Source organism: Mesorhizobium sp. KR9-304, from assembly GCF_040049215.1.
Lineage (GTDB): Bacteria > Pseudomonadota > Alphaproteobacteria > Rhizobiales > Rhizobiaceae > Mesorhizobium_K.
Map to the genome: position 1 here is coordinate 553500 of NZ_JBDZDN010000002.1, position 22371 is coordinate 575870.

The following is a 22371-nucleotide window of genomic DNA, read 5'->3' on the forward strand; positions in this document are numbered from 1 at the left end:
GCTTGATGCCAGGCGTACCGCCGCCCTACCATTGTCGGCAGAGGAGATGCCGATGTTCAAGTTCCTGACGCCGAAATCGCTACGACCGCCCTTCGCGAAATACAGCCACGGCGTCGAGGTGCCAGCCGGGAGGCGGCTGGTCGTCTGTTCCGGCCAGCTCGGCGTCGGGCCCGACGATTCGATCCCCGAAGACGCGGCCGCGCAGGCCGAAATCTGCTTCGCCAACATAGAGGCGGTGCTGGCGGAAGCCGGGCTCGGCCTGAAGAATTTGGTGCGCATAAATGCGTTCGTGACCGACCGGGCTTACATGAAGCCCTACATGACGGTTCGCGACAGGGTGGTCGCCGATCCGCCGCCGGCTTCGACGCTGATGATCGTGTCGGGGTTCACCCGGCCCGAGTTCAAGGTCGAGATCGAGGTCATCGCGGCGGGGTAGCCGGCTGTTGCGGGCGCGGGGCCGGCACTCTACAAACCGGCAGCATCAAGGAGAGGCAAGCGTGGCGCGAAGAAAAGTCTGGTGGGGCGATTTTCCGACGACCGCCTATGCGGCGATCGACCCGGAGAAGACCATCGCGGTGCTTCCGGTCGCCGCGATCGAGCAGCATGGGCCGCATCTGCCTGTGTCGACCGACGCGACGATCATGGGCGGCATGCTGGAGACGGTGATCGCGCGGCTGCCCGACGATCTCGACATCCGCATCCTGCCCGTCCAGTCGGTCGGCAAATCCAACGAGCATGTGCATGCACCGGGCACCCTGACGCAGCCGGCAACGACGCTGGTCGAAGCGTGGACGGAGCTTGGTGCGTCGGTCGCGCGTGCCGGCTTGAAGAAGCTTGTCGTCGTCAATTCGCATGGCGGCAATGAGGAGATCATGGGAATTGTGACGCGCGAGTTGCGGGTGCGCTTCGGCATGCTGGCGGTGAAGACCAGCTGGTCGCGCTTCGGCCGGCCGGCCGGGCTCTACAGCGAGATCGAGGACCGGTTCGGCATCCACGGCGGAGATTTCGAGACGTCCGTCATGCTGCATTTCCGGCCGGACCTCGTCGACATGACAAAGGCCGAGGATTTCGAGTCGAGCGTCGAGCGTGCGGAACGGGAGTTCGAGCTGCTGCGCCCGACCGGCATGCATGCCTTCGCCTGGATCGCGCCCGACCTCAATCCGCATGGCGTGGTCGGTGAAGCCTCGCGCGCGACGGCGGAGAAGGGCCGGCTGACGGCCGAGCATCAGGCAGATGGGTTTATCCAGCTGCTGAGGGATGTCAGGAAGGCGCGGCTCGCGGAGTGGCTGAAGTAGGCCCTTCGTATTTGCGAGCCGAGGTAAAGCTTGGCGACGATCGGGCGCGACTACCGGCCGATCTCGAGGGAGAAGGGCACGCCTTCGAACGCCTCGGCGCCGCGGCCGATCGACCGGATCGCTTCGACCATGCGACCCCGGCGGTCCAGCATGGCATCGGCGAGCGCAATCAGGCGCGGATTGGGCGTGGCGCTCGGCGATGCCATGCGGAGCGTCTGCGCGAGTTCCTGTTCATCGCGCGAGGGCTGCAGCGCGGCCGCGATGATGTAGGCCGAGGCGGTCGAGCGGCTGATCCCCGCATAACAATTGACAACCAGCGGCTTCGCCCGGTCCCAACTCTCGGCGAAGTCCAGCAGGGCCTTCATGTGCAGGCGGCCCGGCAGCGTCATGTTCTCCTGCGGCTCGGCGATGTCGTGCAGCGACAACCACAAATGGTTGTGCTCGGCAATCATGGCCGGTCTGGTCATCATGGTGCCCGGGGCGAGCAGCGAGAGAAGACGGTCGGCCTGCGTGGAGGTCACCGTGGCTTCGACCTTCGAGAGCGGGCAAACCCAGATCATCGCGACCCGCCTACAGCTTTTGGGGCGGCGCGAACGGCGCCTCCCCCAACGGCGGTTCCTTCGCCCCATGCCGCGAGCGTGGCCCGGAGGCGCTGCCATTCGGCTTCATTGCCGGGCAGGCCGAAACGAAGCTCGTCCGGACGGTCGGCGAAATTTCGGACAAGGATGCCGCTATGGCCCAGAGCGTCGGACAGGCCGGCTGCATCGGCGGCGGTGACGTGGCGGAAAAGGCTCGTGCCGCCGTCGACGATCACGCCATGCGCGGCAAGCACCGCATCGAGGCGCGCAGCGTCCGAGGTCAGACGCTTGCGCATCGCGTCCTGCCAAGTGAGATCGGCGAGCGCACGGATGCCGTATTCCAACGCGGGACCGGAAACCGACCACGGCCCGAACTCGGCGTCGAGCCTTTCGGCGATGGCCGGCGCGGCCACCGCGAAACCGAGCCGAACGCCGGCGAGGCCGAAGAATTTACCAAACGAGCGCAGCACGACGATGCCGCCCTCTCCCACATCGCCGCAAAGCGAGTCCTCGCGCGGGCCTACATCCATGAAGGCCTCGTCGACGACCAGCAGGCCGCCGCGCCGGCGCAATGTTTCGGCGAGCGCCAGCAGGTCGGCACGGGAAACCACGCGCCCGTCCGGATTGTTCGGGTTGACGACCACCGCAAGGTCGGCGTCGGCGAGCGCGGAAAATTCGCGAACCTCGACGGCAGCGTGGCCGCAAAGAGAGGCGGTGCGCCGATGCTCGGCGTAGGTCGGCCCGAGGATGACCGCGCGGCCGGGCTTCACCAGCGAAAACACGCGCGGCAGCAGGATCTGCGTGCCGGGCGCGAGAGCCACTTGGAGCGGCGAAGGCGCGCCGTACGCGACGGTGGCAGCGGCTTGGAGCCTACCTGCACTGGAGACCTCCGGCAGGCGTGTCAACGCGGTGGCAGGCAGGTCGAAAAGCGGATAGGAGTGCGGATTGATCCCGGTGGAGAGGTCGATCCAGGGCTGCGGCACGTGCGGGAACAGCGACCGCGCGCGGCCTAGACTGCCGCCGTGATCGGCCACCGCCGCAATTGCCTTCGCCGGAACGTCCATGTCCGTCCTGATCGCCTTCCTGTCACTCGCTGTCGAGGCGAAGCTCGGTTACCCGGATCGCCTGTATCGCGCGATCGGCCACCCGGTCACCTGGATCGGCTGCCTGATATCCTTTATCGACCGCCGGCTCAACCGCGCGACGGACAGCGACGGCAAGCGTCGCCTTTGCGGAGTGGCTGCACTGATCGCGATCGTAGCGGTTCCGGCAGCTATCGCCTACGGGCTCGAGAGGCTGCTTCTGCTCAACCCACTCGGCATCTTTGTCGCCATCGCGCTTGGCACGACCCTACTTGCGCAAAAGAGCCTCGCCGACCATGTCGAGGCAGTCGCGAAGGCTCTCGACACGGGCGGGCTGGCGGCAGGGCGCGAGGCTGTGTCGAAAATCGTCGGACGCGATCCGGAAAACCTCGACCGGGCGGCCGTGTCGCGCGCGGCGATCGAGAGCCTGGCGGAAAATTTCTCAGACGGCGTGGTCGCGCCGGCATTCTGGATGGCGGTCGGCGGGCTGGCCGGCGGCGCTGCCTACAAGGCTGCCAACACCGCCGATTCCATGATCGGGCACAGGACAACAAGGCACGAGGCCTTTGGCTGGGCGGCCGCGCGCTTCGACGACCTGATCAACCTGCCGGCGTCCCGGCTGACCGCACTGCTGATCGTCGCGGCTGCCGCGATCCTGCCCGGAATGGACGCAAACGCGGCATGGCGCGCCGTATGGCGCGACGCGAAGAAGCACCGCTCGCCCAACGCCGGCTGGCCGGAGGCGGCGATGGCTGGCGCGCTCGGTATCGCGCTTGCCGGGCCTAGAAGCTACGGCGGCGTGACGGGCGACTACGCCTTCATGGGCGAAGGCGGACGGCGCGAGGTGACCGCGGCAGATATCAGGCGGGCGCTGCGGCTGTTCTGGATGGCGGATGTGCTGCTGATGGTGACGCTGGCGGTCGTCGGGATTGCGCTGTTGGCGTGACCGCTATCAGTAGAACCGAAAAACAGGCGCAATCAGCCATACGTCCCGCAGGCTTTCCAAACCTTTGAGTGCCGGTATGGCGAATAGGAAAAACATCGCGTCCCAGAATGTCCGATAAACCAAGGCCGGCTGAACGGGTATCTCTTCCGCGTCCTGCCAGCTGCGGAATGACGGCATCAGCCGTGGCACGTGTGCCTTGTATGTGGCGTATTCGGCCGGGAAGAGACCGGCCAGAGCCCGCTCTTCGTGCCTGATCACGATAAGAAAGATGGCTATCGTTGCGGCCGTACAAAGCAGAGCAAAAACTATGCTGCCGAGTTGAGCGCCGAGGCCGAAGGAAGCAATCGCCGAAAACAGGTAAAGCGGATTGCGGGTCAGCGAATACGGGCCTTCGGTCACAAGTCTACGCAGCTTGTGGCCGCCGATATACATCGAGCACCACGTGCGCCCCACGATTCCCGTCAGGACAAAGAAGACGCCGCCTCGTTCGATCGCCTCGTGCCAGAGATTGTTTTCAGGCAAGACGGAGCCGCTGGCCATGAGCAGACAGATACCCAGGAGGGCAACGATCAGGACGATGATTTTGCGCTGCCACTGCTGGCCGACCAGATCGAACACGATAGGCATGTCGCCGTCCCCGTTGCGCGCTCGATATCGTCAAGAATTTGCGGCGAATCTTTAGCCCATTCGCGGCGCCAAAATGTCTTGGCTTCTTTTAAAACTCGATGCCCTTCTGCGCCTTTACGCCCGCGGCGAAATGATGCTTCACCGCGCCCATTTCGGTGACGAGATCGGCGGCTTCGATCAACGCGGCCTTGGCGTTGCGGCCGGTGACGACGACATGCAGGTCGGGCCGGCGCGCCTTGAGCGCGGCAACGACCGCGTCGAGGTCGAGATAGTCGTAGCGCAAAGCGATGTTGAGCTCATCGAGCACGACGAGGCTGATTCTGGGATCGGCGAGCAGCTCCAGCGCTTTCGCCCATGCGGCCTCTGCCGCGGCGATGTCGCGCTTGATGTCCTGCGTCTCCCAGGTGAACCCCTCGCCCATCGTGTGCCACACGACCTTGTCGCCGAAGGCGGCGAATGCGTCCTTCTCGCCAGTGTGCCACGCGCCCTTGACGAACTGCACGACGCCGACACGCCGGCCGTAGCCTAGCATGCGGAGCGCAAGCCCGAAGGCGGCGGTCGTCTTGCCCTTGCCGGGGCCGGTGTTGACGATCAGCAGGCCCTTTTCCGCGACCGTCTTACCAGCGACCTCGGCGTCCTGAACGGCCTTACGCTTGGCCATCTTGGCGCGGTGGCGTTGGGCCTGCGTGTCGTCGACAGATTTCATCATTTCACCTGTAGGGGCAGCCCGGCGACCAAGAAAAGAACCCTGTCCGCGCATGCCGCGACGCGCTGGTTGAGCCGCCCTTGGGCATCGCGAAAACGCCGGGCGAGTCGATTGTCGGGCACGATGCCCATGCCGACTTCGTTGGAGACGACGAACCAGGGCCCGCGCGGAGAGGCCAGAACCTCTTCCAGTTCCGCCGATAGTGCGTCGATATCGTGCTCGGCCAACATGTGGTTGGACAGCCACAGCGTCAGGCAGTCGATCAGGACCGGCCGATCGTCGGGCACGGTGCGAAGCGCCTGCGCCAAGTCGAGCGGGGCATCGACCGTCGTCCAGCCGGCGCCGCGGCGGACACGGTGGACCGCGATGCGCTCCGCCATCTCGTCGTCATAAGCTTCAGCCGTGGCGATGTAGGTCCAGGGCCCCGGGCGCGCCGTGACGAGCTTCTCGGCGTGAGCGCTCTTGCCGGAGCGCGCGCCGCCGATGATGAAGGTGAGACCTTGCCCGGAGGGATCAGGCAAAGCTCTTGCCGAGAGCGTCCGCCCGGCCGAGGAAACGCTGCCGAACCAGGCCCACGATGCCGCCGAGCGCCACCCAGAAGATCAGGTTGGTGACCGTGGCGGCGACGACGAACTGGTGGTGAAGGTCGGCCGGGATCGGCGATTCGTGGCTTTCGGGCTGCGGCGCGCCGACGATGTGTGGCAGCACGATCAGCGCGACCCCGACGATCGAGAGCAGCGCCGTGCCGCGGAACGCAATCAGCGCAAGCCCGGCTGCGGTCGCAGCGACCGTGCCGGTCCACCAGACCTGGCGGGCGAAGAGATCGGCGGTGGGCATCGCCGGCAGTTCGGGCGGCAGGCCGAGGCCCGGAGCCAGCGTGAAGACGGCGAAGCCGGCAAAACCCCAGATCATGCCTTGGCGCCAGCTCAAGAGACCGCCGGCGAATTCCGACGCGGCGACCAGAAGCAGCGCGAAACCAATGCCGCTGACGACATTGACCGCGAGCGTATAGGCGAAGCGCTCGAAGCCGTCCTCCGGCCCCCAGGCTTCCTTGCCGTGGTCGCGCGATTCGGCGGGTGCGGCAGCAGCGGGCGCGGCCTCGGCAGGCGCCGCGCCGTGATCGTGAGCCTGGCTGGCGCCTTCGAATGTTTCGGCCTGCAGGATAAGCGGCACGGTGGCGAAGGTCTGCAGGGCGGCAAGGATCAGGCCGGCAAGCAAGCCGGCGGCCGCCGCGGCGAACACGGCGTTACGAAAAACGGTCATGATCCGTCTCCCTTAGTGGCAGGGAAAAGCCATGGAATGCCGGTAGTCGTGGCCGGCATTGTGGACGACTTCCATCTGCGAAAAGCCGAGGAAGCCGACGACGAAGAGGCCGAGCAGGGCGACGAGGCCAAGCTGAGCCGCGCGCGAACCGGATGATACGGCCGTGCCGAGCGATGAGGTAACCGTGTTCATTTCCAAATCCTTTCACCCTCCACCCGAGGGCATCGAGAAAAACCTTGTCGCCGGCAGGTCTCCTGGCTCGCGGGTCTTGCGCCTTTCCCACCTTCCCGGAGCTTGCGCCCCAGTGGCTTTCGGAAAAGGCTACCGCTTACAGTTGCGGGGGCAGCCGCGGCTTTGGGCGACGAGCCCGCACCGCATTCCCTCTCGGTCCTTCCGGAACCGTCGACACGCAAACCATAGATCAGAAACGACAGCCCGGCAAACCAATTAACCGGCGTGGACCGTCGCAACTGCGCTATCGCCCGCCAGAATTTCCGCCGCCACCAGTTCCTGAAGCCGCCACAGATGGCGGTCGTGAATGCCCCGCGACGTGAGGTTGACGACTGTGTTGTAGAGATAGTCGGCACATGAGCCCCAATGCCCGCAGGCGGTGGCGAGGCGGCGGGCCGTATCCTCATCCCGGGCCCGGCCAGCATAGGCCCAGCCCCGCCGACTGACCGTGAAACCCAGCGCGGTCGTCTCGCCATCTTCGGTCTCCAGCGGCAGCCATCGCGGCGTGTAGGTCGCCGGCTTGGCCGTCATTTCGCGGCGGAAGAGCTTCGCGAGTTGCTCGCGCGGCTCGGCGTCCGGCAGGCGGAAAGCCACGCCCTTGCACGCTCCGCCCCGGTCGAGCCCCATCGTCAGGCCCGGACGCTCGGGCGTGCCGCGCCACCGCGGCTGGTTGATGCAGAACGAGCGGTGCCAGCCGCGCAACATGGCGACACGCTCGTCCAGATGCTCGATCTCCGGCTTCCAGATGAGCGAGCCGTAGGCGAACAGCCAAAGCGGCGAATGGTCCGGCCGGGCCGCGAGCGTCCGCTCGACCAGTTCCTCGTAGTCGCCGTCGGTCAGATGGTCCTGCCCGGGCAAAGGTCCGGCATCCTCGATCGCCCGGTAGCAGCGCGCGACAAGTTCGGGCGTCAGCGACATTGCACGGCCAGTCATACGACACCATGGAGTTGGAAAGCGTTCCGATCACCACAATATCCCGGGCGCCGCGACAGGCAAGCCGCCGGCCGCCCGGAATTGACAAACGGCGTGGCGAAGTGTCCGCTTGCAGCAAGGGAGCGGTTCCATGCCCAACGTCGCCGAAAAGGATCTCTACCACGGCCTTCGCCAGCTCGAGGCCACGCTGCCGGCGAGCGCCTATCTCGATCCCGGCCAATATCAGCGCGATCTGGACGCGATCTGGTACCGGCGCTGGCTCATGGTTTGCCGCGAGGCCGACATAGCCGAGCCGCTGGTCTTCAAGGTCTTCACCGTCGGCACGCAGGAAGTGCTGGTTGTGCGCGACGAGACGGGCATCCTGCGCGCCTTCCACAACACTTGCCGCCATCGCGGCTCGCAGCTCTGCCAGGCGCAAAGCGGGCGGCTGAAGGCGCGGCTGCTCACCTGCCCCTACCACGCCTGGTCCTATTCCCTGCGGGGCGACCTGGTGCGGGTGCCGTCGAAGACGCTGCCAGACGGTTTCCTGAAATCCGACTATCCGCTCTATGCCGTGAAGCTGGAGGAGTGGCGCGGCTTCGTCTTCGTAAACCTCGACGAGAACGCGAAGGGCGCGGTCGAAGAGAGCTTCGACGAAAGCTCGGCGAGCCTGGCGAACTGGCCGCTGGAAGATCTCGTCAGCGGGCACGTCTTCACCAAGGTGATGAACTGCAATTGGAAGATTTTCTGGGAGAACTTCAACGAGTGCCTGCACTGCCCGGGCGTGCACAAGCACCTGTCGCATCTGGTGCCCATCTACGGGCGCGGGCTGATGGCGCGCCATGACGATCCGGACTGGGCGGCGCATGCCGACAATGACGCGCCGGAATTTTCAGGCAAATTGCGACACGGCGCCGAGACGTGGTCGACGGACGGCCGCTCGCATGGGCCGCAATTCCAGGGTTTGACGCAGGCCGAGCGCGCGGCCGGCCAGACCTATGCGATGAACCTGCCGTCAATGTTCATCGTCGGCCATGTCGACTATGTGCGCACCGTGCGCCTCACCCCGCTTGGGCCGGAGCAGACGAAGCTGACCGCCGAATGGCTGTTCCCGCCGCAGGAGATGCCGCCCGCAGGCCTCGACAACATTCGGGGCTTCGGCATGCAGGTGCTGGAGGAGGACGCGGCGGTCTGCGAGCTGAACCAGCGCGGCCTGCATTCCCGGCGTCACAATGCCGGCGTGCTGATGCCCGAGGAATACGACCTCGCCCGCTTCCATCGGTGGGTCGGCCAACAGCACGAAGCCCTCACTACATAGACTTCGGCAAATAGCGCCAGGTCAGCCAGCCGCATAAGGCGCTGAATACGCCGAGCGTCGCAAAAACCGCGCCGAGGCCGAAGAAGGCCAGGACCACGGAATAGACGAGCGGCGGCAGAAGCTCGGAAAGATCGAGATAGGTGCGGTAGACGGCCGACATCTGCGGCCGTTCATAGGCGCGGACCGCGCGCAGGAAGGCGGTCGAGCCTAGCGCATCGAGCGCGATCGCAAAGAGCGCGGAGGCGAGGAGGAAGAAGCCCGCGACAAGCGGAAAGCGCTCGCCGAAAAAGCCCGCCGCAAAGAGCGTGGCGGTCATGGTGAGGAAGGCGAGCGTCATGATGTTGCGCGCACCGAACCTCTTGCCCGCCCTGCCCCAATAGACCGCCACGAAGAGCAGTGCATTGCCGGCGGAGACGAGCATGCCGCCGGCGAGACTGCCCTCGCCGGTGACGACCATCAGGATCGGCGCGTAGACGAAGAACGTCGTCCAGAAGCAGGAGCGGCCGAAGGCGATGAGCCAGGCGAGCCTCAGCCTAGGCTGCGCAATGAAGCGGCCGATATTGGCGAGCGGGTTCGAGGCGCGGGTCTTGCCGGGCCGGATCAGCGGATTGTCGGAGAGGCGGTAGCGCCAGAACATGACGAGGAGCGCGCAGGCGAAGCCGATCACCACGAGATGCGGCGCGACGATGCCGTAGCGCGAATAGAGCAGCACGCCGACCGTCGGGCCCGCGGTCCAGCCCAGCATCGACCAGGCCATGCGCAGCGATTCGGCCTGCATGATCTCCGTCTTGCGGATGTGGTCCATGATGTAGAGGTTGAGCGTGATGGCAAGCGCGCTTGCGCCCATCACCCGCGCGAGCATGCCGAGCACCTGGCCGGCCAGTGTTCCGGAAACGAAGAGCACCGAGCCGAGAATCAGCGACAGCACGCCAGCCGTGTACATCCAGCGGCGTGAGAAGCGCTCGATCAGCATCGGCATGAAGAGCGTAACCGACAGGCCGAGCAGCGCGACGATCGTGTACAGGATCGAAACGCCCTGCTCACTGCGGAGAATCTCGTATGCCTGGATCGGGATGACGGAAGAGATCGACGCGCGGGCGAAGGATTCAAGGCCGTAAAGCGTCGCGAAAGTGCGCGCGCCGGCGGGCCGGACGGCGAAGAACCAGATTGGATGCCGGACCTGGGTGGTCATGAAACCGAAGAGACGCTGCGCCCGTGAGAGTGTCAGGCGGCTGCACCGGCGAATAGCAGGAAACCGACGCGCGGGCGGCGCAAAACCGGGTTGGCTATCGTTTGCCGCGTTCTGGACCAAATCGGATCGGGCGGCGGCCGTGACCGCCGCTTTGCGGTCGCTCTCGCGGCCATGCTAACGGTGAGGTCCAGATTTCGGAATCGGACGTGACGCAGCAGCAATCCACGGGACGAATAGACGCCATCGACATCGCGCGCGGGGCTGCGCTCGTCGCCATGGCGATCTATCACTTCGCCTGGGACCTCGAATTCTTCGGCTATGCGCCGGCGTCGATGACGGCGGTCGGCGGCTGGAAGCTGTTCGCGCGCTGCATCGCCTCCAGCTTCCTGTTCCTCGTCGGCGTCAGCCTGTACCTGGGCCACGCGAAAGGCATTCGCTGGCGCGGCTACTGGCGGCGGCTGGCGATGGTCGCGGGCGCGGCGCTGGCAATCTCGGTCGTCACCTATATCGCCGTGCCGAGCGGTTTCATCTTCTTCGGCATATTGCATCAGATCGCGCTGGCAAGCGTGCTCGGCCTCGCCTTCCTGCGCCTGCCGGCGGTGGTCACGCTGATTGCCGCGGCGGCGGTGATTGCCGCGCCGCATTACCTGCGCTCGGGCCTGTTCGACGATCCCTGGTGGTGGTGGACCGGGCTCAGCGAAAACCGTCCGCGCTCCAATGACTACGTGCCGATATTCCCTTGGTTCGGCGCGGTGCTGGCCGGCATCGCGGCGGCGAAGATCGCCCAACGGACAGGCCTGTTGGCAAAGCTGTCCACGCTGCGGGCGCCGCGGTGGAGCCTTCCACTGGCGTTCGGCGGACGCCACAGCCTGGCTGTCTACCTCATCCACCAGCCGGTGCTGATCGGCTGCATCTGGCTGTTCGCGCAGGTCTTTCCGCCGCAACAGGAAACCCGCGAGGTGCGCTTCATCCAGTCCTGCGAAAGGGCATGCAACGAGCAGCGCGACACCGCGTTCTGCGCGCGCTATTGTGTCTGCATGCTCGGCACGCTGGAGCGCGAGAACGCGATCGAAGGCGTGTTTGCGGGCGAGCAGAGCGCCGAACTGCGCGGCCGGGTGGAGGACATCGCCGGCCGCTGCACTGTGGATACCGACAATGCGCTACTCGAAGAGGGGGGCCAATGAGCGACGCGAAGAAGCACGCCAAGCATCCGGTGCAGGCACATCAGCCGGCGCTGCCTCAAGGACACCCCGCGCCGAAGGCCGGCGTGATCCCCTGGCCACCGCTGATCTACGTCGCGGGCATCGCCATCAGCGTGATCCTGCACACGCTCTATCCCCTGCCCTGGTTCGGGTCGCCGATGTCGGACATATTGGTGGCTGTCGGCTGGCTCGCGCTTTTGGCGTGTGCGGCCCTGTTCTTCACCGCCATACGCACGATGTCCCGGGCCAAGACGCCGATCAACCCGAACAAACAACCCGAGCATCTCGTGACCGAGGGTCCGTTCGGCATCACGCGCAACCCGATCTATCTTGCCGATACGCTGCTGCTGATCGGCGTCGGGCTGGTTTCGGGTATCGTCTGGTTCCTGCCGGTCGCGCTGATAGCGGCCTTCGTCACCAAGAAGGTGGCCATCGATCGGGAAGAGCGATGGCTGGCGGACAAATTCGGCAAACGCTACCGCGACTACGCCAAGCGCGTCAGACGCTGGATCTGAACCGGGCCGGTCAGGTGTTGACGCCGAGCTCGGCCAGCCGCTCGACGCAAGCCTCCTCGGCGTTGTCGAGCTCGGTCAGCGTTTCCTCGAGGTCGCGGCGTTTCTGCCGCAGATCCTCTCGCTTTTCCTCGATGCGCTTGATCATCAGCTTGAGCTGACCCACCTCGCCCGGCGGATCCTTGTACATCTGGATGATCTCGCGAATCTCGTTGATCGAGAAGCCGAGGCGTTTTCCCCGCATGATCTGGCGGATGAGATGCCGGTCGGACGGCCGGAACAACCGGGTTCGGCCGCGCCGGACGGGCTGGATCAGCCCCTCATCCTCGTAGAAGCGCAGCGTTCGGGTCGAGATGTCGAACTCGCGGGTCAGTTCGGTGATCGTATAATATTCCCGCACCACTCCCGACCCGGATCGACTCATCGACAAAAATTCGCATGGCATTTACGTAAAAGTCAATTGCCGACGGCTACTTGGGCTTGATCCAGGTCAAGGTCCGCGCCGCTATCGCGTGCGATCCTGTCTCCATGGAGGGCGCGCATATGGGCAGCCAACGATTCAGGGCCGCATTCGAGCGTTTCGTGGAGAAATGGCGCGACTACCGCGCGGCGCTCGCCGACCTTCGCGAAATCGAGGCGATGGAGCCGGACACGGTGGCCGCGGTCGCAGCGGGATGCGGCCTATCGGTGGCGGAACTGCGCGAGGTCGTCGCGGATGGCTCAAGCGCCACGAGCCTGATGGCTCGGATGATGAAGGCTTACGGACTCGACCCCGAAGGTCTGCGGGCGCGCGATCCGCTCACGACACGCGACATCGAAGTGCTGTGCTCACGCTGCGTGACCAAGGGCCACTGCAGGCGCGAACTGGACGCAGGCACGGCGGCTGATCACGCCGACGGCTTCTGTCCAAACGCCCATACATTCGAGCGAATGGTAGACGCCAAGGCCGGCTAAGGGCGCCTTACGTCGGTGCCGCTACCCGAGATGCAGCCACCAGCTGGCAAGGCTCAGGAAGGCCAGGAAGCCGATCACGTCGGTGATCATGGTCGTGAAAACCGACGAGGCGATGGCCGGGTCGGCGCCGAAACGGTCTAGCAGCAGCGGTATGAGGATGCCGGCGAGTGCTGCCGCCAGCATGTTGACGACCATAGCCGCCGCGATGACGTAGCCGAGGTCGACATTCTGGAACCAGGCCGCGGCGACGACGCCGATCACCGTTGCGATGAGAATGCCGTTCAGGAAGCCGACCATGACCTCGCGCCGGATGACGCGACCGGCGTTGTAGATGTCGAGATCCTTGGTCGCAAGCGCGCGCACCGTGACTGTCATGGTCTGGGTGCCGGCGTTACCGCCCAGCGAAGCGACGATCGGCATAAGCGCCGCCAGCGCCACCATCTGCTCGATGGTCGCGCCGAACTGGCTGATCACCGATGCGGAGATGAAAGCGGTGGCGAGGTTGACGAGCAGCCATGGGACTCGCGAGCGCGAGATCGCAAACACCGTGTCCGACAGTTCCTCGTCGCCGACGCCGCCCATGCGCAGCAGGTCTTCCTCCGCCTCCTGCTGGATGACGTCGACCACATCGTCGATGGTGAGCACGCCGACCAGCCGCTCGTTCTCGTCCACGACGGCGGCCGACAGAAGGTCGTACTGCTCGAACTCGCGCGCGGCCTCTTCCTGGTCCATCGTGGCCGGGATGGCGTGCCTGGTCTCGTGCATGATGTCTTCGACCTTGACCGCGCGCTTGGTGCGCAGGACCTGGTCGAGATCGATCGCGCCGAGCAGCTTGAAGGTCGGATCGATGACGAAGATCTGGCTGAAGCGCTCGGGCAGGTTCTGGTCCTCGCGCATGTAGTCGATCGTCTGTCCGACCGTCCAGAACGGCGGCACGGCGACAAACTCGGTCTGCATGCGGCGTCCGGCGCTCTCCTCCGGATAGTCGAGCGAGCGGCGCAGCCTGACGCGTTCGGTGAACGGCAGCTGCGCCAGGATTTCGTCCTGGTCCTCCTGGTCGAGGTCTTCGAGAATGTAGACGGCGTCGTCGGAATCGAGCTCCTGCACGGCCTGCGCGATCTGCGCGTTGGGCAGGCTGTCGACGATGTCCATGCGGATCGCCTCGTCGACCTCGGTGAGCGACGAGAAGTCGAAATCCTTGCCCAGCAGCTCGACCAGAGCAAGCCGCTGCTCCGCCATCAGCGCTTCGAGGAGATCGCCGAGTTCCGACTGATGCAGGCCGCCGACCTCGCGCTTCAGCGTGATCGTGTCGCGATCGGCTATTGCCGCGCCGATATGGGCGAGGAACGACGCGCGGATGACGCCGTCCTCGCCGTAGATATCGGCGTGGACCTCGGTCGAACCGGCGTCGGGCGTCGCTTCCTGCTGGTCTTCCAACGGCGTCTCCCGCTTCAGGACAGGCCTGGCGGCCGGGTGAACGATGCGGCTCTGGTCTAGCCTGCGAAGCCCGAAAATACCAAACGAATTACGCCCGCCTTCGGACCGTTTCAGACTCTCGCAGCGGCAGGCGATAATGCGGGCTTTGCACTTGTTTCGCCGGAAGCGATTTGCTACAGGCCGCGGGCCGGTCCGTTCCGGCTCCTACCACGTGCGGTCGTGGCGGAATTGGTAGACGCGCAGCGTTGAGGTCGCTGTGGGGCAACCCGTGGAAGTTCGAGTCTTCTCGACCGCACCAGTCTCTCTCCGGAACATCGAAGAGCCCGAAACAGCGCCCAGTCCTGGCGCCTGACTCGACCGGAACTGGACCTTGGCCCTGCTTGCCGCCATATGATGCTTCTAGCACCGGAGGCCTCATGCCTGAACGCAGCCAGATCGCCCTCTCTTTCCTGCCCGCGCCTGGCGCGGCGCCGGTGGAATGGCGGGTCGAGCCGGGGCTGACGGCTTATGAGGATGCGCTGGCCTTCATGGAGGCGCGCGCCGACGCCATCCGCCAAGGCAGCGCCGCGGAAATGGTCTGGCTCGTCGAGCATCCTCCCCTCTATACGGCCGGCACCAGCGCCAAGCCCGAGGACCTGGTGGAGCCCGACCGGTTTCCTGTTTTCGCGGCCGGGCGCGGCGGCGAATACACCTACCACGGACCCGGCCAGCGCGTGGCCTATGTCATGCTCGACCTGAAGCGCCGGCAGGAAGACGTCCGCGCCTTCGTGGCGGCGCTCGAAGCCTGGATCATCGCCACGCTCGACCGCTTCAACGTCAAGGGGGAACGGCGCGAGGACCGCGTCGGCGTCTGGGTCGTGAGGCCTGACCGGCCGCCACTGCCGGACGGCTCGCCGGCCGAGGACAAGATCGCCGCGATCGGGATCAGGCTAAGGCGCTGGGTCAGCTTTCACGGCATCGCCATCAACGTCGAGCCGGACCTCTCCCATTTCTCCGGCATCGTCCCCTGCGGCGTCGCCGATCGTGGTGTGACGAGCCTCGTCGACCTCGGCCTGCCGGTGACGATGGCCGACCTCGACATCGCCCTGAAGGCCGCCTTCGTCGAGATATTCGGCGCCGCGCATGAGGGGCGGGACGAAACGAGAAAGGCAAGCTGATGAGAGCTGTCCGTCCGATCATCGCCCTGGCGCTCCTTCTGGCAGCGCAGGCAAACGCAGCCTTCGCCCAGCAGGCCGCCGACACGGTGGCGCCCGAATCGCGATCGGCGGTCAGCGCGAAGCAAGCCGTCCACGCGTCGCGGCAGATGGTCGTCGCGGCCAATCCGATTGCCGCGCAAGCCGGCCTCGACGCGTTGCGGGCCGGCGGCAGCGCGGCTGACGCGGTCGTCGCCGTGCAGACGGTGCTGGGGCTGGTCGAGCCGCAGTCCTCGGGTCTCGGCGGCGGCGCCTTCCTGACCTGGTACGACGCCAAAAGCGGCACGGTGACCACTTTCGACGGCCGCGAAACGGCGCCGGCCGCGGCGACGCCGGCGCTTTTCCTCGGCGCCGACGGCAAGCCGCTCGGCTTCTTCGATGCCGTGGTCGGCGGACGTTCGGTCGGCGTTCCCGGCGTGCCGCGTCTTCTCGAAACCGTCCATGCGAAATACGGCAGACTGGGCTGGGCGGAGCTGATGGATCCCGCGATCAAGCTGGCCGAAGGCGGCTTCGCCGTTTCGCCGCGGCTGCATGCGATGATTACGCAGGATGTCGGCCGGCTCGACACGCAGCCGGCGACGAGGGCCTATTTCTTCGATGCGCTGGGCGCTCCTGTGACGGCGGGAGCCGTGGTGCGCAACCCGGACTATGCGGCGAGCCTACGAACGATCGCCGAGGGTGGCGCGGATGCTTTTTACAGAGGTCCGATCGCAGACAAGATTGTCGCGGCGGTACAAAGTCATCCGACCAATCCGGGCAGCCTCAGCCTGGACGACCTGGCGAACTACCAGGTGAAGGAGCGGCCCGCGGCCTGCGCGCCCTATCGCGGGCTATCGGTCTGCGGCATGGGACCGCCCTCCTCCGGCGCGCTGACCATCGGCCAGATCCTCGGCATGGTCGAGCCGTTCGACATTGCAACGCTGGGTCCGGAGGATCCGGAAAGCTGGCGCATCGTCGGCGACGCAACCAGACTCGCTTTCGCCGACCGCGAGCGCTACATCGCCGACAGCGATTTCGTGAACATCCCCAAAGGTTTGCTGAACGCGGATTACCTGAAGGCGCGCTCGGCGCTGATCCGTCGCCCGACCGCCCTGCCCGACGACGCCGTCGCCGCGGGCGAGCCGTCTTGGGACAAGGCCGAACTTGGTGGGGCGGAGCCGCGCATCGACGGCGTCGCCTTCGACATGCCGGCAACCACCCACTTCACCATCGTCGACGCGGACGGCAACGTCGCGGCGATGACGAGCTCGGTCGAAAACGCATTCGGTTCGCGCCAGATGGCGGGCGGCTTCATCCTGAACAACCAGCTCACCGATTTTTCCTTCGCGCCCGAAAAGGACGGCGCGGCGGTGGCGAACAGGGTCGAGCCCGGCAAGCGGCCGCGTTCGTCGATGGCGCCGACGATCGTACTCAAGGACGGCAAGCCGTTCTACGCGCTCGGGTCGCCCGGTGGGTCGAGCATCATCCCCTATGTTGCGACGACGCTGATCGCGCTGATCGACTGGAAGCTCGACATGCAAGCGGCGATCTCCATGCCGCACATGCTGAACCGTTTCGGGACCTTTGAGCTGGAGGCCGGGACGACGGCCGAGAACCTCGCCGGCGATCTCGAAGCGCTCGGCTACAAGATCAAGATCGGCGACCAGAATTCCGGGCTGCACGGCGTTGCGATCATGCCGGACGGGTTGACGGGCGGCGCAGACCCACGCCGCGAAGGTATCGCGCTCGGCGATTGATCAGAGGCTGCGAGCCCTCGCGAAGCCTTGCGGCAGGAAGGCGCCTTGCCCGGATGCATCGAGCCTGCGTTCCTGGCGCTGCTTTTCATAGCTGCGCCAATCCTCCAGCCGCGCCGAAGCCCAGAGCAGGCCGGAGGCGTGGACGGCAAAGACAGCGACCAGGGCCCCGGCGAGCGCCAGGCGCTCGAACCCGGCCAGGCGTTTCAGTTCGTGGCGGGGTTTTACGGCGCTGCCCGCGGTGATGAGACTGAGAATGGCAAAGACGGCGCCCGCCGAGACGAGCAGCGGCGCCGGAAAGCCGGCGGCGTAGCCAAGCGCCATGAACGCCGACAGCAGCACGAAGGACGATAGCGCAAGCGAGACGGGGCCGGGGCAGATCTGCCGCAGCACCTGGCCGCCGTCGAACTTCCAGACCGGCACGAGATTGGCGACGTTGAAGAGCGCGGCGATGCCGGCGAGCGTGGCGAGTACGCTGGCCGAGAAGCGCCAGCCCTCGCCGACCGCGTAATCGCAAGCGGCGATCGCAAGCGGCACCAGGAAAGCCGAGAACCCCGCCCCCATCAGCGCCACGAAGGCGACCTCGAAGCGGCTGTCATAGGGACGTCCTCCGATGGCGATGCCGCCGAGAAGCGGCACGAAGATCATGCGGACCTTGCGATGCCCCGTGACGCGGAAGGCAGCCATATGGCCGAGCTCGTGCAGCGCCACGACCAATGTGAGCACCATTGCAAGCACCAGGCCGCCGACGTTGAGGCCGAAGATCGGCCACATGATGAGGACCGACAGCAGCGCAAAACCGATCTGGCTTGCCGGATGCTCGAAGAAGCCGCCGTCGCGGTATTTCCCGGTCTCCGCCCATGTCTTCAGCTTCCCGAGCTCGCGGCGCAGCGCGAAGTAGCGGAAGATCAGGAAGGCCGCGCCGCGGTAACGGTCGGTGCGGGTCAGCGTGACGCGCACCTTGCCGTCCGCCTCGGCGACTTCGACGACGTTGCGATAGTGCGACCAGAAGGCGGAGTCGAGCGAAGTGTCGTCCACCACCCGCATGGCGAAGCGCCTGCCTTCGACGACCTCCTCCAGCCGCACGATGTGCTCGATGGGCCGTCCGTCGCGGCCCTCCCAGCTGAGCTGGATGCGCACCAGATCTGCTTCGTCGAGCGTCTCGGCCTTGAGATGCTGCCCCGACCAGCCGGCATTTTCGCCGAACAGCCAGAGCGCGCTCCAGATGCGTTCCCGGTCGGCAGCGATCAGCCGGCTGAACCTCACCGTCCGCACTCCCAGCGGCAGCGCGAAGAGCACGAAGATGAGCCCAAGGTTGAGCGTTACGAGAACTATCGCCAGGACGGGCGTCAAAGGTCACTCTCCGCAGGAGCGCCTGTCCCGGGACGAGTCGGGACAGGCGCTCACCATTCGATTTCGGCGGGAACCCTAGCCTTTGCGGCCGGAAGAAAAGCTTAACGCTTGCCGCCGCCCGAAATCGAATGACGGAGAAGTGAAGGGACCGCCCGCGGTTTGCATGCGGGACGCGCCACATTCACTCGGCGCCTAAAGGGCGCCGATCCATATCGCCATGGAAACGAGGAATGTGCTCATGCAAACCAGAGAAACGACGTCCTGAAGCAGATCAGCCATTATTCCCTCCTGTTTTCAGTATGTTTGCATTTTGTTCCGTTTTTGTTCAAAGTGTCAAGGACGGCGCGGCAGTCTCCTGACACGCGAAGCTGCGAGGGTTAAGGGAAAGTTACGCGGGCTTGCTGGCGCGCCGGCGCACTCACGGTCGGGCCGTGCTCAGAGCGGCACCACCTTGCCCTCGGCAAGGGTGACGCGGCGATCCATACGCCCGGCAAGCTGGTGGTTGTGGGTCGCGATCAGGGCCGCCAGGCCGGACTGCTTGACCAGCGCCGCCAGCGCATCGAAGACGTAGGACGCTGTGTGCGGGTCGAGATTGCCCGTGGGCTCGTCAGCAAGCAGCACGAGAGGAGCGTTGGCGACGGCGCGGGCGATCGCCACGCGCTGCTGCTCGCCGCCGGAGAGTTCGGCCGGCCGGTGCTGCGCACGCTTGCCGATCTGCATGTAGTCGAGAAGCTGTTCCGCGCGGCTCGCGGCCTCCGCGCGCGGCAGGCCCTTGATCATCTGCGGCATCATGATGTTCTCGAGCGCCGAAAACTCGGGAAGCAGATGATGGAACTGGTAGACGAAGCCGATGTCGTTGCGGCGGATGGCGGTGCGCTCGTCGTCGGAGAGCCGCCCGCATGCGCGGCCGCCAAGGATGACGTCGCCCGCATCGGGACGTTCGAGCAGGCCGGCGGTGTGGAGCAGGGTCGACTTGCCAGCGCCCGAAGGCGCCACCAGCGCCACCATCTCGCCCGGCACCAGCGCGAAATCCGCACTGTTCAGGATGGTCAGCTTGCGCTGCCCCTGGACGTAGTGGCGTTCGACGCTCTTCAGTTCGATGATCGGAGCGCTCACTCGTACCTCAGCGCTTCGACAGGATCGAGCTTCGCCGCGCGCCATGCCGGGAAAAGCGTGGCGAGGAAGGAGAGGAAGAGCGCCATCAGGACGACCGAGATTGTCTCGCCGACCTCCATCTTGGCCGGCAGCTGGCTCAGGAAATAGAGCTCCGGGTTGAATAGAACCGTGCCCGACAGCCAGGAGAAGAATTGGCGGATGCGCTCGACATTGAGACAGAGCACGACGCCGAGGACGACGCCGGCAATCGTGCCGGTGACCCCGATCGCCGCGCCCGTCATCAGGAAGATGCGCATGACTGCGCCACGCGTTGCGCCCATGGTGCGCAGGATCGCGATGTCGCGTCCCTTGTCCTTCACCAGCATGATGAGCCCGGAGATGATGTTCAACGCGGCGACCAGCACGATCAGCGTCAGGATCATGAACATGACGTTGCGCTCGACCTGCAGGGCCGAGAAGAAGGTTTCGTTGCGCTGGCGCCAGTCGGAGATGAATATCTGGCGCGCAGCGGCGATCTCGACGAGTTCGCGCAGCGAATCGACGTCATCAGGATTGTCGACGAAGACTTCGACCGTCTGCGCGCGGCCCTCCATGTTGAAATAGAGCTGCGCTTCTTCGAACGGCATGAAGATGACGGACGTGTCGAACTCCGACATGCCGACCTCGAAGATGGCGATCACCGGATAGGCCTTCACGCGCGGCGTGGTGCCCATCGGCGTGACGTCGCCGTCGGGCGACACCAGCGTGATCAGGTCGCCGAGCACTAGGCCGAGATTGTTTGCCATGCGCTGGCCGATCGCGACGCCCTCGGACTGGTCGAAGCCGACCAGCGAGCCGTGCTTGATGTTGCCGGCGACGACTGTCAGCTTGCCGAGGTTCTCGCCGCTGATGCCGCGCACCAGAGCGCCCGCTCCCGCCCCTACGCTTCCGGCCGCCAGCACCTGCCCGTCGATCAGGGGGATGGCGTATTTCACGCCGGCGACGCCGTTGATGCGCTGGGCGACCGCTTCATAGTCGTCGAGCGGCAGGTCTATCGGCTGCACGACCAGATGACCGTTGATGCCGAGGATGCGCGTCAGGAGCTCGGCGCGAAAACCGTTCATCACAGCCATGACCACGATGAGGGTCGCCACCCCGAGCATGATGCCGAGGAAGGAGATCGACGCGATCACCGAAATGACGGTCTCCTTGCGCCGCGAGCGCAGGTAGCGCCAGGCGACGAGACGCTCGAAGGCCGAAAACGGCCCCGCGCCGGCCGGCTTCGCTGCCGCGGTTGTGGTCACCGTGCTCACCCCTTCGGCCCGAGCGACGCCAGCAGCGTTTCGATCTTCTTTGTGTCGCGCTCTCCGGTGGCGCGCCGCTTGACCTCTACCTCTCCGGCGGCCGCGCCGCGCGGCCCGACGATCACTTGCCACGGAATGCCGATCAGGTCGGCGGTGGCGAATTTTCCGCCGGCGCGCTGGTCGGTATCGTCGTAAAGCACATCCAGCCCGGCTGCCCGGTGCGCGGCGTAAAGCTGCTCGCACAGACGGTCGCAGTCGGCGTCGCCGACCTTCATGTTGATGATCACGACATCGAAGGGCGCGACGGATTCCGGCCAGATGATGCCGTTCTCGTCATGGCTCGCCTCGATGATCGCCGCGATCAGCCGCGTCGGCCCGATGCCGTAGGAACCCATCGAGACGAAATGGTCCTTGCCATCGGGTCCGGTCACCTTGGCACCCATCGGCTTCGAATATTTGTCGCCGAAATGGAAGATGTGGCCGACCTCGATGCCGCGCGCCGACAGCCGGTCGCCGTCCGGGATCGAAGCCCAGGCGGTCTCGTCGTGCATCTCGTCGGTCGCGGCATAGGGAGTTGTCCATTCCCTGACGATGCCGCCGATCTCGGCGTCGTTGCCGAAGTCGGTATCTTCTCCGGGCACGGGAAGGCTGAGGAAATCGCGGTGGCAGAAGACCTGGCTCTCGCCGGTGTCGGCAAGGATGATGAATTCATGGCTGAGGTCGCCGCCGATCGGACCGGTGTCGGCGCGCATCGGGATCGCCTGCAGGCCCAGCCGCGTGAAGGTGCGCAGGTATGACACGAACATGCGGTTGTAGGCAGCCTTCGCCCCTTCGAAGTCGAGGTCGAAGGAATAGGCGTCCTTCATCAGGAACTCGCGCGAACGCATGACGCCGAAGCGCGGCCGCACCTCGTCGCGGAACTTCCACTGGATGTGGTAGAGGTTGAGCGGCAGGTCCTTGTAGGAGCGCACGTAGGAGCGGAATATTTCCGTCACCATCTCCTCGTTGGTGGGGCCGAAGAGCATGTCGCGTTCGTGGCGATCCTTGATGCGCAGCATCTCCTTGCCGTAATCGTCGTAGCGACCGCTCTCGCGCCAGAGTTCGGCCGACTGGATGGTCGGCATGAGGATTTCGAGCGCGCCGGCGCGGTTCTGCTCCTCGCGCACGATCTGGCAGACCTTGTCGAGAACACGTTTTCCAAGCGGCAGCCAGGAGAAGCTGCCGGCGGCCTGCTGGCGGACTATGCCGGCGCGCAACATCAGCCGGTGCGAGACGATTTCGGCTTCGCGCGGGTTCTCTTTGAGTATGGGCAGGAAATAGCGCGACAGCCGCATTGTGCTTCCGTGAAAAGGCGATGGTGATTGCGCCGGAATCGGCAGGCCATGCGAAACGCATGTACGCGCTTCATAGCCATTTCGTGGCGGAATGGAAACCCGCA

Annotated in this window: 24 protein-coding genes, 1 tRNA gene and 1 riboswitch; of the genes, 10 read left to right on the forward strand and 15 right to left on the reverse strand. The window is 65.6% G+C overall.

All coding sequences use genetic code 11. From position 1 onward, the window contains the following. The first annotated feature begins 52 nt into the window (after window positions 1-52). Together ABLE71_RS14950 and ABLE71_RS14955 are read left to right on the forward strand one after the other, a co-directional pair. Window positions 53-436 carry a RidA family protein gene (locus tag ABLE71_RS14950; RefSeq protein ID WP_348784223.1) on the forward strand — a complete coding sequence of 128 codons (384 nt, stop codon included), beginning with the start codon at window positions 53-55 and terminating at the stop codon, window positions 434-436. A 61-nt stretch (window positions 437-497) separates the two neighbouring features. After that, a complete protein-coding gene (locus ABLE71_RS14955) occupies window positions 498-1295 on the forward strand; it encodes a creatininase family protein (protein WP_348784224.1) in 798 nt (265 codons plus the stop codon). A gap of 50 nt (window positions 1296-1345) precedes the next feature. Here the strand turns inward: ABLE71_RS14955 and ABLE71_RS14960 are convergent, their stop codons facing one another. Beyond that, entirely contained in the window at window positions 1346-1855 is a 510-nt protein-coding gene (locus ABLE71_RS14960) for a tyrosine phosphatase family protein (RefSeq protein ID WP_348784225.1), read from the reverse strand. Continuing rightward, complete coding sequence (gene cobD, locus ABLE71_RS14965) at window positions 1852-2937, reverse strand: threonine-phosphate decarboxylase CobD (protein WP_348784226.1); 1086 nt, start codon at window positions 2935-2937, stop codon at window positions 1852-1854. Before cobD ends, ABLE71_RS14960 begins: the two co-directional genes overlap by 4 nt. Here cobD and cbiB point away from each other — a divergent pair. Further along, on the forward strand, window positions 2936-3901 hold the full coding sequence (gene cbiB / locus ABLE71_RS14970; RefSeq protein ID WP_348784227.1) for an adenosylcobinamide-phosphate synthase CbiB: 966 nt from the start codon (window positions 2936-2938) through the stop codon (window positions 3899-3901). The genes cobD and cbiB overlap by 2 nt on opposite strands. Window positions 3902-3907: 6 nt before the next feature. Here cbiB and ABLE71_RS14975 read toward each other — a convergent pair whose 3' ends face one another. From ABLE71_RS14975 to ABLE71_RS15000, 6 genes are all read right to left on the reverse strand, one after another. Further along, entirely contained in the window at window positions 3908-4528 is a 621-nt protein-coding gene (locus ABLE71_RS14975; RefSeq protein WP_348784228.1) for an isoprenylcysteine carboxylmethyltransferase family protein, read from the reverse strand. Window positions 4529-4616: 88 nt separating this feature from the next. Then, window positions 4617-5234: a cob(I)yrinic acid a,c-diamide adenosyltransferase gene (gene cobO, locus ABLE71_RS14980; protein WP_348784229.1), complete on the reverse strand. Its 618-nt coding sequence runs from the start codon at window positions 5232-5234 to the stop codon at window positions 4617-4619. After that, a complete protein-coding gene (cobU, locus tag ABLE71_RS14985; RefSeq protein ID WP_348784230.1) occupies window positions 5234-5755 on the reverse strand; it encodes a bifunctional adenosylcobinamide kinase/adenosylcobinamide-phosphate guanylyltransferase in 522 nt (173 codons plus the stop codon). The genes cobO and cobU overlap by 1 nt, the downstream gene beginning before the upstream one ends. Then, window positions 5748-6497, reverse strand: a complete 750-nt coding sequence (locus ABLE71_RS14990) for a CbtA family protein (RefSeq protein WP_348784231.1) — start codon at window positions 6495-6497, stop codon at window positions 5748-5750. Before ABLE71_RS14990 ends, cobU begins: the two co-directional genes overlap by 8 nt. Before the next feature lie 12 nt (window positions 6498-6509). Then, a complete protein-coding gene (locus ABLE71_RS14995) occupies window positions 6510-6689 on the reverse strand; it encodes a CbtB-domain containing protein (RefSeq protein WP_348784232.1) in 180 nt (59 codons plus the stop codon). A 34-nt stretch (window positions 6690-6723) separates the two neighbouring features. After that, window positions 6724-6916, reverse strand: a riboswitch (cobalamin riboswitch). Between the two features lie 28 nt (window positions 6917-6944). Next, entirely contained in the window at window positions 6945-7661 is a 717-nt protein-coding gene (locus tag ABLE71_RS15000) for a gamma-glutamylcyclotransferase (protein ID WP_348784233.1), read from the reverse strand. A 130-nt stretch (window positions 7662-7791) separates the two neighbouring features. On the opposite strand from ABLE71_RS15000, the gene ABLE71_RS15005 reads away from it, so the two are divergent. Then, window positions 7792-8958, forward strand: a complete 1167-nt coding sequence (locus tag ABLE71_RS15005) for an aromatic ring-hydroxylating dioxygenase subunit alpha (RefSeq protein WP_348784234.1) — start codon at window positions 7792-7794, stop codon at window positions 8956-8958. On the opposite strand, the gene ABLE71_RS15010 is transcribed toward ABLE71_RS15005, so the two are convergent. After that, the gene (locus ABLE71_RS15010) at window positions 8951-10150 is read right to left on the reverse strand and encodes an MFS transporter (protein WP_348784235.1); all 1200 of its coding nucleotides are present in this window, start codon (window positions 10148-10150) and stop codon (window positions 8951-8953) included. The two genes, ABLE71_RS15005 and ABLE71_RS15010, sit on opposite strands and share 8 nt — an antisense overlap. A gap of 206 nt (window positions 10151-10356) precedes the next feature. On the opposite strand from ABLE71_RS15010, the gene ABLE71_RS15015 reads away from it, so the two are divergent. Together ABLE71_RS15015 and ABLE71_RS15020 are read left to right on the forward strand one after the other, a co-directional pair. Continuing rightward, window positions 10357-11334, forward strand: a complete 978-nt coding sequence (locus tag ABLE71_RS15015) for a DUF1624 domain-containing protein (protein ID WP_348784236.1) — start codon at window positions 10357-10359, stop codon at window positions 11332-11334. Next, entirely contained in the window at window positions 11331-11867 is a 537-nt protein-coding gene (locus ABLE71_RS15020) for an isoprenylcysteine carboxylmethyltransferase family protein (RefSeq protein ID WP_348784237.1), read from the forward strand. The genes ABLE71_RS15015 and ABLE71_RS15020 overlap by 4 nt, the downstream gene beginning before the upstream one ends. A 10-nt stretch (window positions 11868-11877) precedes the next feature. On the opposite strand, the gene ABLE71_RS15025 is transcribed toward ABLE71_RS15020, so the two are convergent. Continuing rightward, a complete protein-coding gene (locus ABLE71_RS15025) occupies window positions 11878-12264 on the reverse strand; it encodes a MerR family DNA-binding transcriptional regulator (protein ID WP_348784498.1) in 387 nt (128 codons plus the stop codon). A 143-nt stretch (window positions 12265-12407) separates the two neighbouring features. Here ABLE71_RS15025 and ABLE71_RS15030 point away from each other — a divergent pair, with 143 nt between their 5' ends. Continuing rightward, on the forward strand, window positions 12408-12818 hold the full coding sequence (locus ABLE71_RS15030) for a DUF6455 family protein (protein ID WP_348784238.1): 411 nt from the start codon (window positions 12408-12410) through the stop codon (window positions 12816-12818). A gap of 21 nt (window positions 12819-12839) precedes the next feature. Here the strand turns inward: ABLE71_RS15030 and mgtE are convergent, their stop codons facing one another. Beyond that, window positions 12840-14255, reverse strand: a complete 1416-nt coding sequence (gene mgtE, locus ABLE71_RS15035) for a magnesium transporter (protein ID WP_348784239.1) — start codon at window positions 14253-14255, stop codon at window positions 12840-12842. A 213-nt stretch (window positions 14256-14468) separates the two neighbouring features. On the opposite strand from mgtE, the gene ABLE71_RS15040 reads away from it, so the two are divergent. The 3 genes from ABLE71_RS15040 (at window position 14469) to ggt (ending at window position 17184) form a co-directional block, all read left to right on the forward strand. Next, window positions 14469-14553: transfer RNA gene (locus ABLE71_RS15040), tRNA-Leu, on the forward strand. Window positions 14554-14671: 118 nt separating this feature from the next. Continuing rightward, the gene (gene lipB, locus ABLE71_RS15045; protein WP_348784240.1) at window positions 14672-15412 is read left to right on the forward strand and encodes a lipoyl(octanoyl) transferase LipB; all 741 of its coding nucleotides are present in this window, start codon (window positions 14672-14674) and stop codon (window positions 15410-15412) included. Beyond that, on the forward strand, window positions 15412-17184 hold the full coding sequence (ggt, locus tag ABLE71_RS15050; RefSeq protein WP_348784241.1) for a gamma-glutamyltransferase: 1773 nt from the start codon (window positions 15412-15414) through the stop codon (window positions 17182-17184). Before lipB ends, ggt begins: the two co-directional genes overlap by 1 nt. On the opposite strand, the gene ABLE71_RS15055 is transcribed toward ggt, so the two are convergent. The 4 genes from ABLE71_RS15055 to proS form a co-directional block, all read right to left on the reverse strand. Further along, the gene (locus tag ABLE71_RS15055; RefSeq protein WP_348784242.1) at window positions 17185-18534 is read right to left on the reverse strand and encodes a site-2 protease family protein; all 1350 of its coding nucleotides are present in this window, start codon (window positions 18532-18534) and stop codon (window positions 17185-17187) included. A 435-nt stretch (window positions 18535-18969) separates the two neighbouring features. Further along, window positions 18970-19650, reverse strand: coding sequence for an ABC transporter ATP-binding protein (locus ABLE71_RS15060; RefSeq protein WP_348784243.1), 681 nt, complete (start codon window positions 19648-19650; stop codon window positions 18970-18972). After that, the gene (locus ABLE71_RS15065) at window positions 19647-20933 is read right to left on the reverse strand and encodes a lipoprotein-releasing ABC transporter permease subunit (protein WP_348784244.1); all 1287 of its coding nucleotides are present in this window, start codon (window positions 20931-20933) and stop codon (window positions 19647-19649) included. The genes ABLE71_RS15060 and ABLE71_RS15065 overlap by 4 nt, the downstream gene beginning before the upstream one ends. Window positions 20934-20938: 5 nt before the next feature. Continuing rightward, window positions 20939-22267, reverse strand: a complete 1329-nt coding sequence (gene proS, locus ABLE71_RS15070) for a proline--tRNA ligase (RefSeq protein WP_348784245.1) — start codon at window positions 22265-22267, stop codon at window positions 20939-20941. Window positions 22268-22371: the final 104 nt, after the last annotated feature.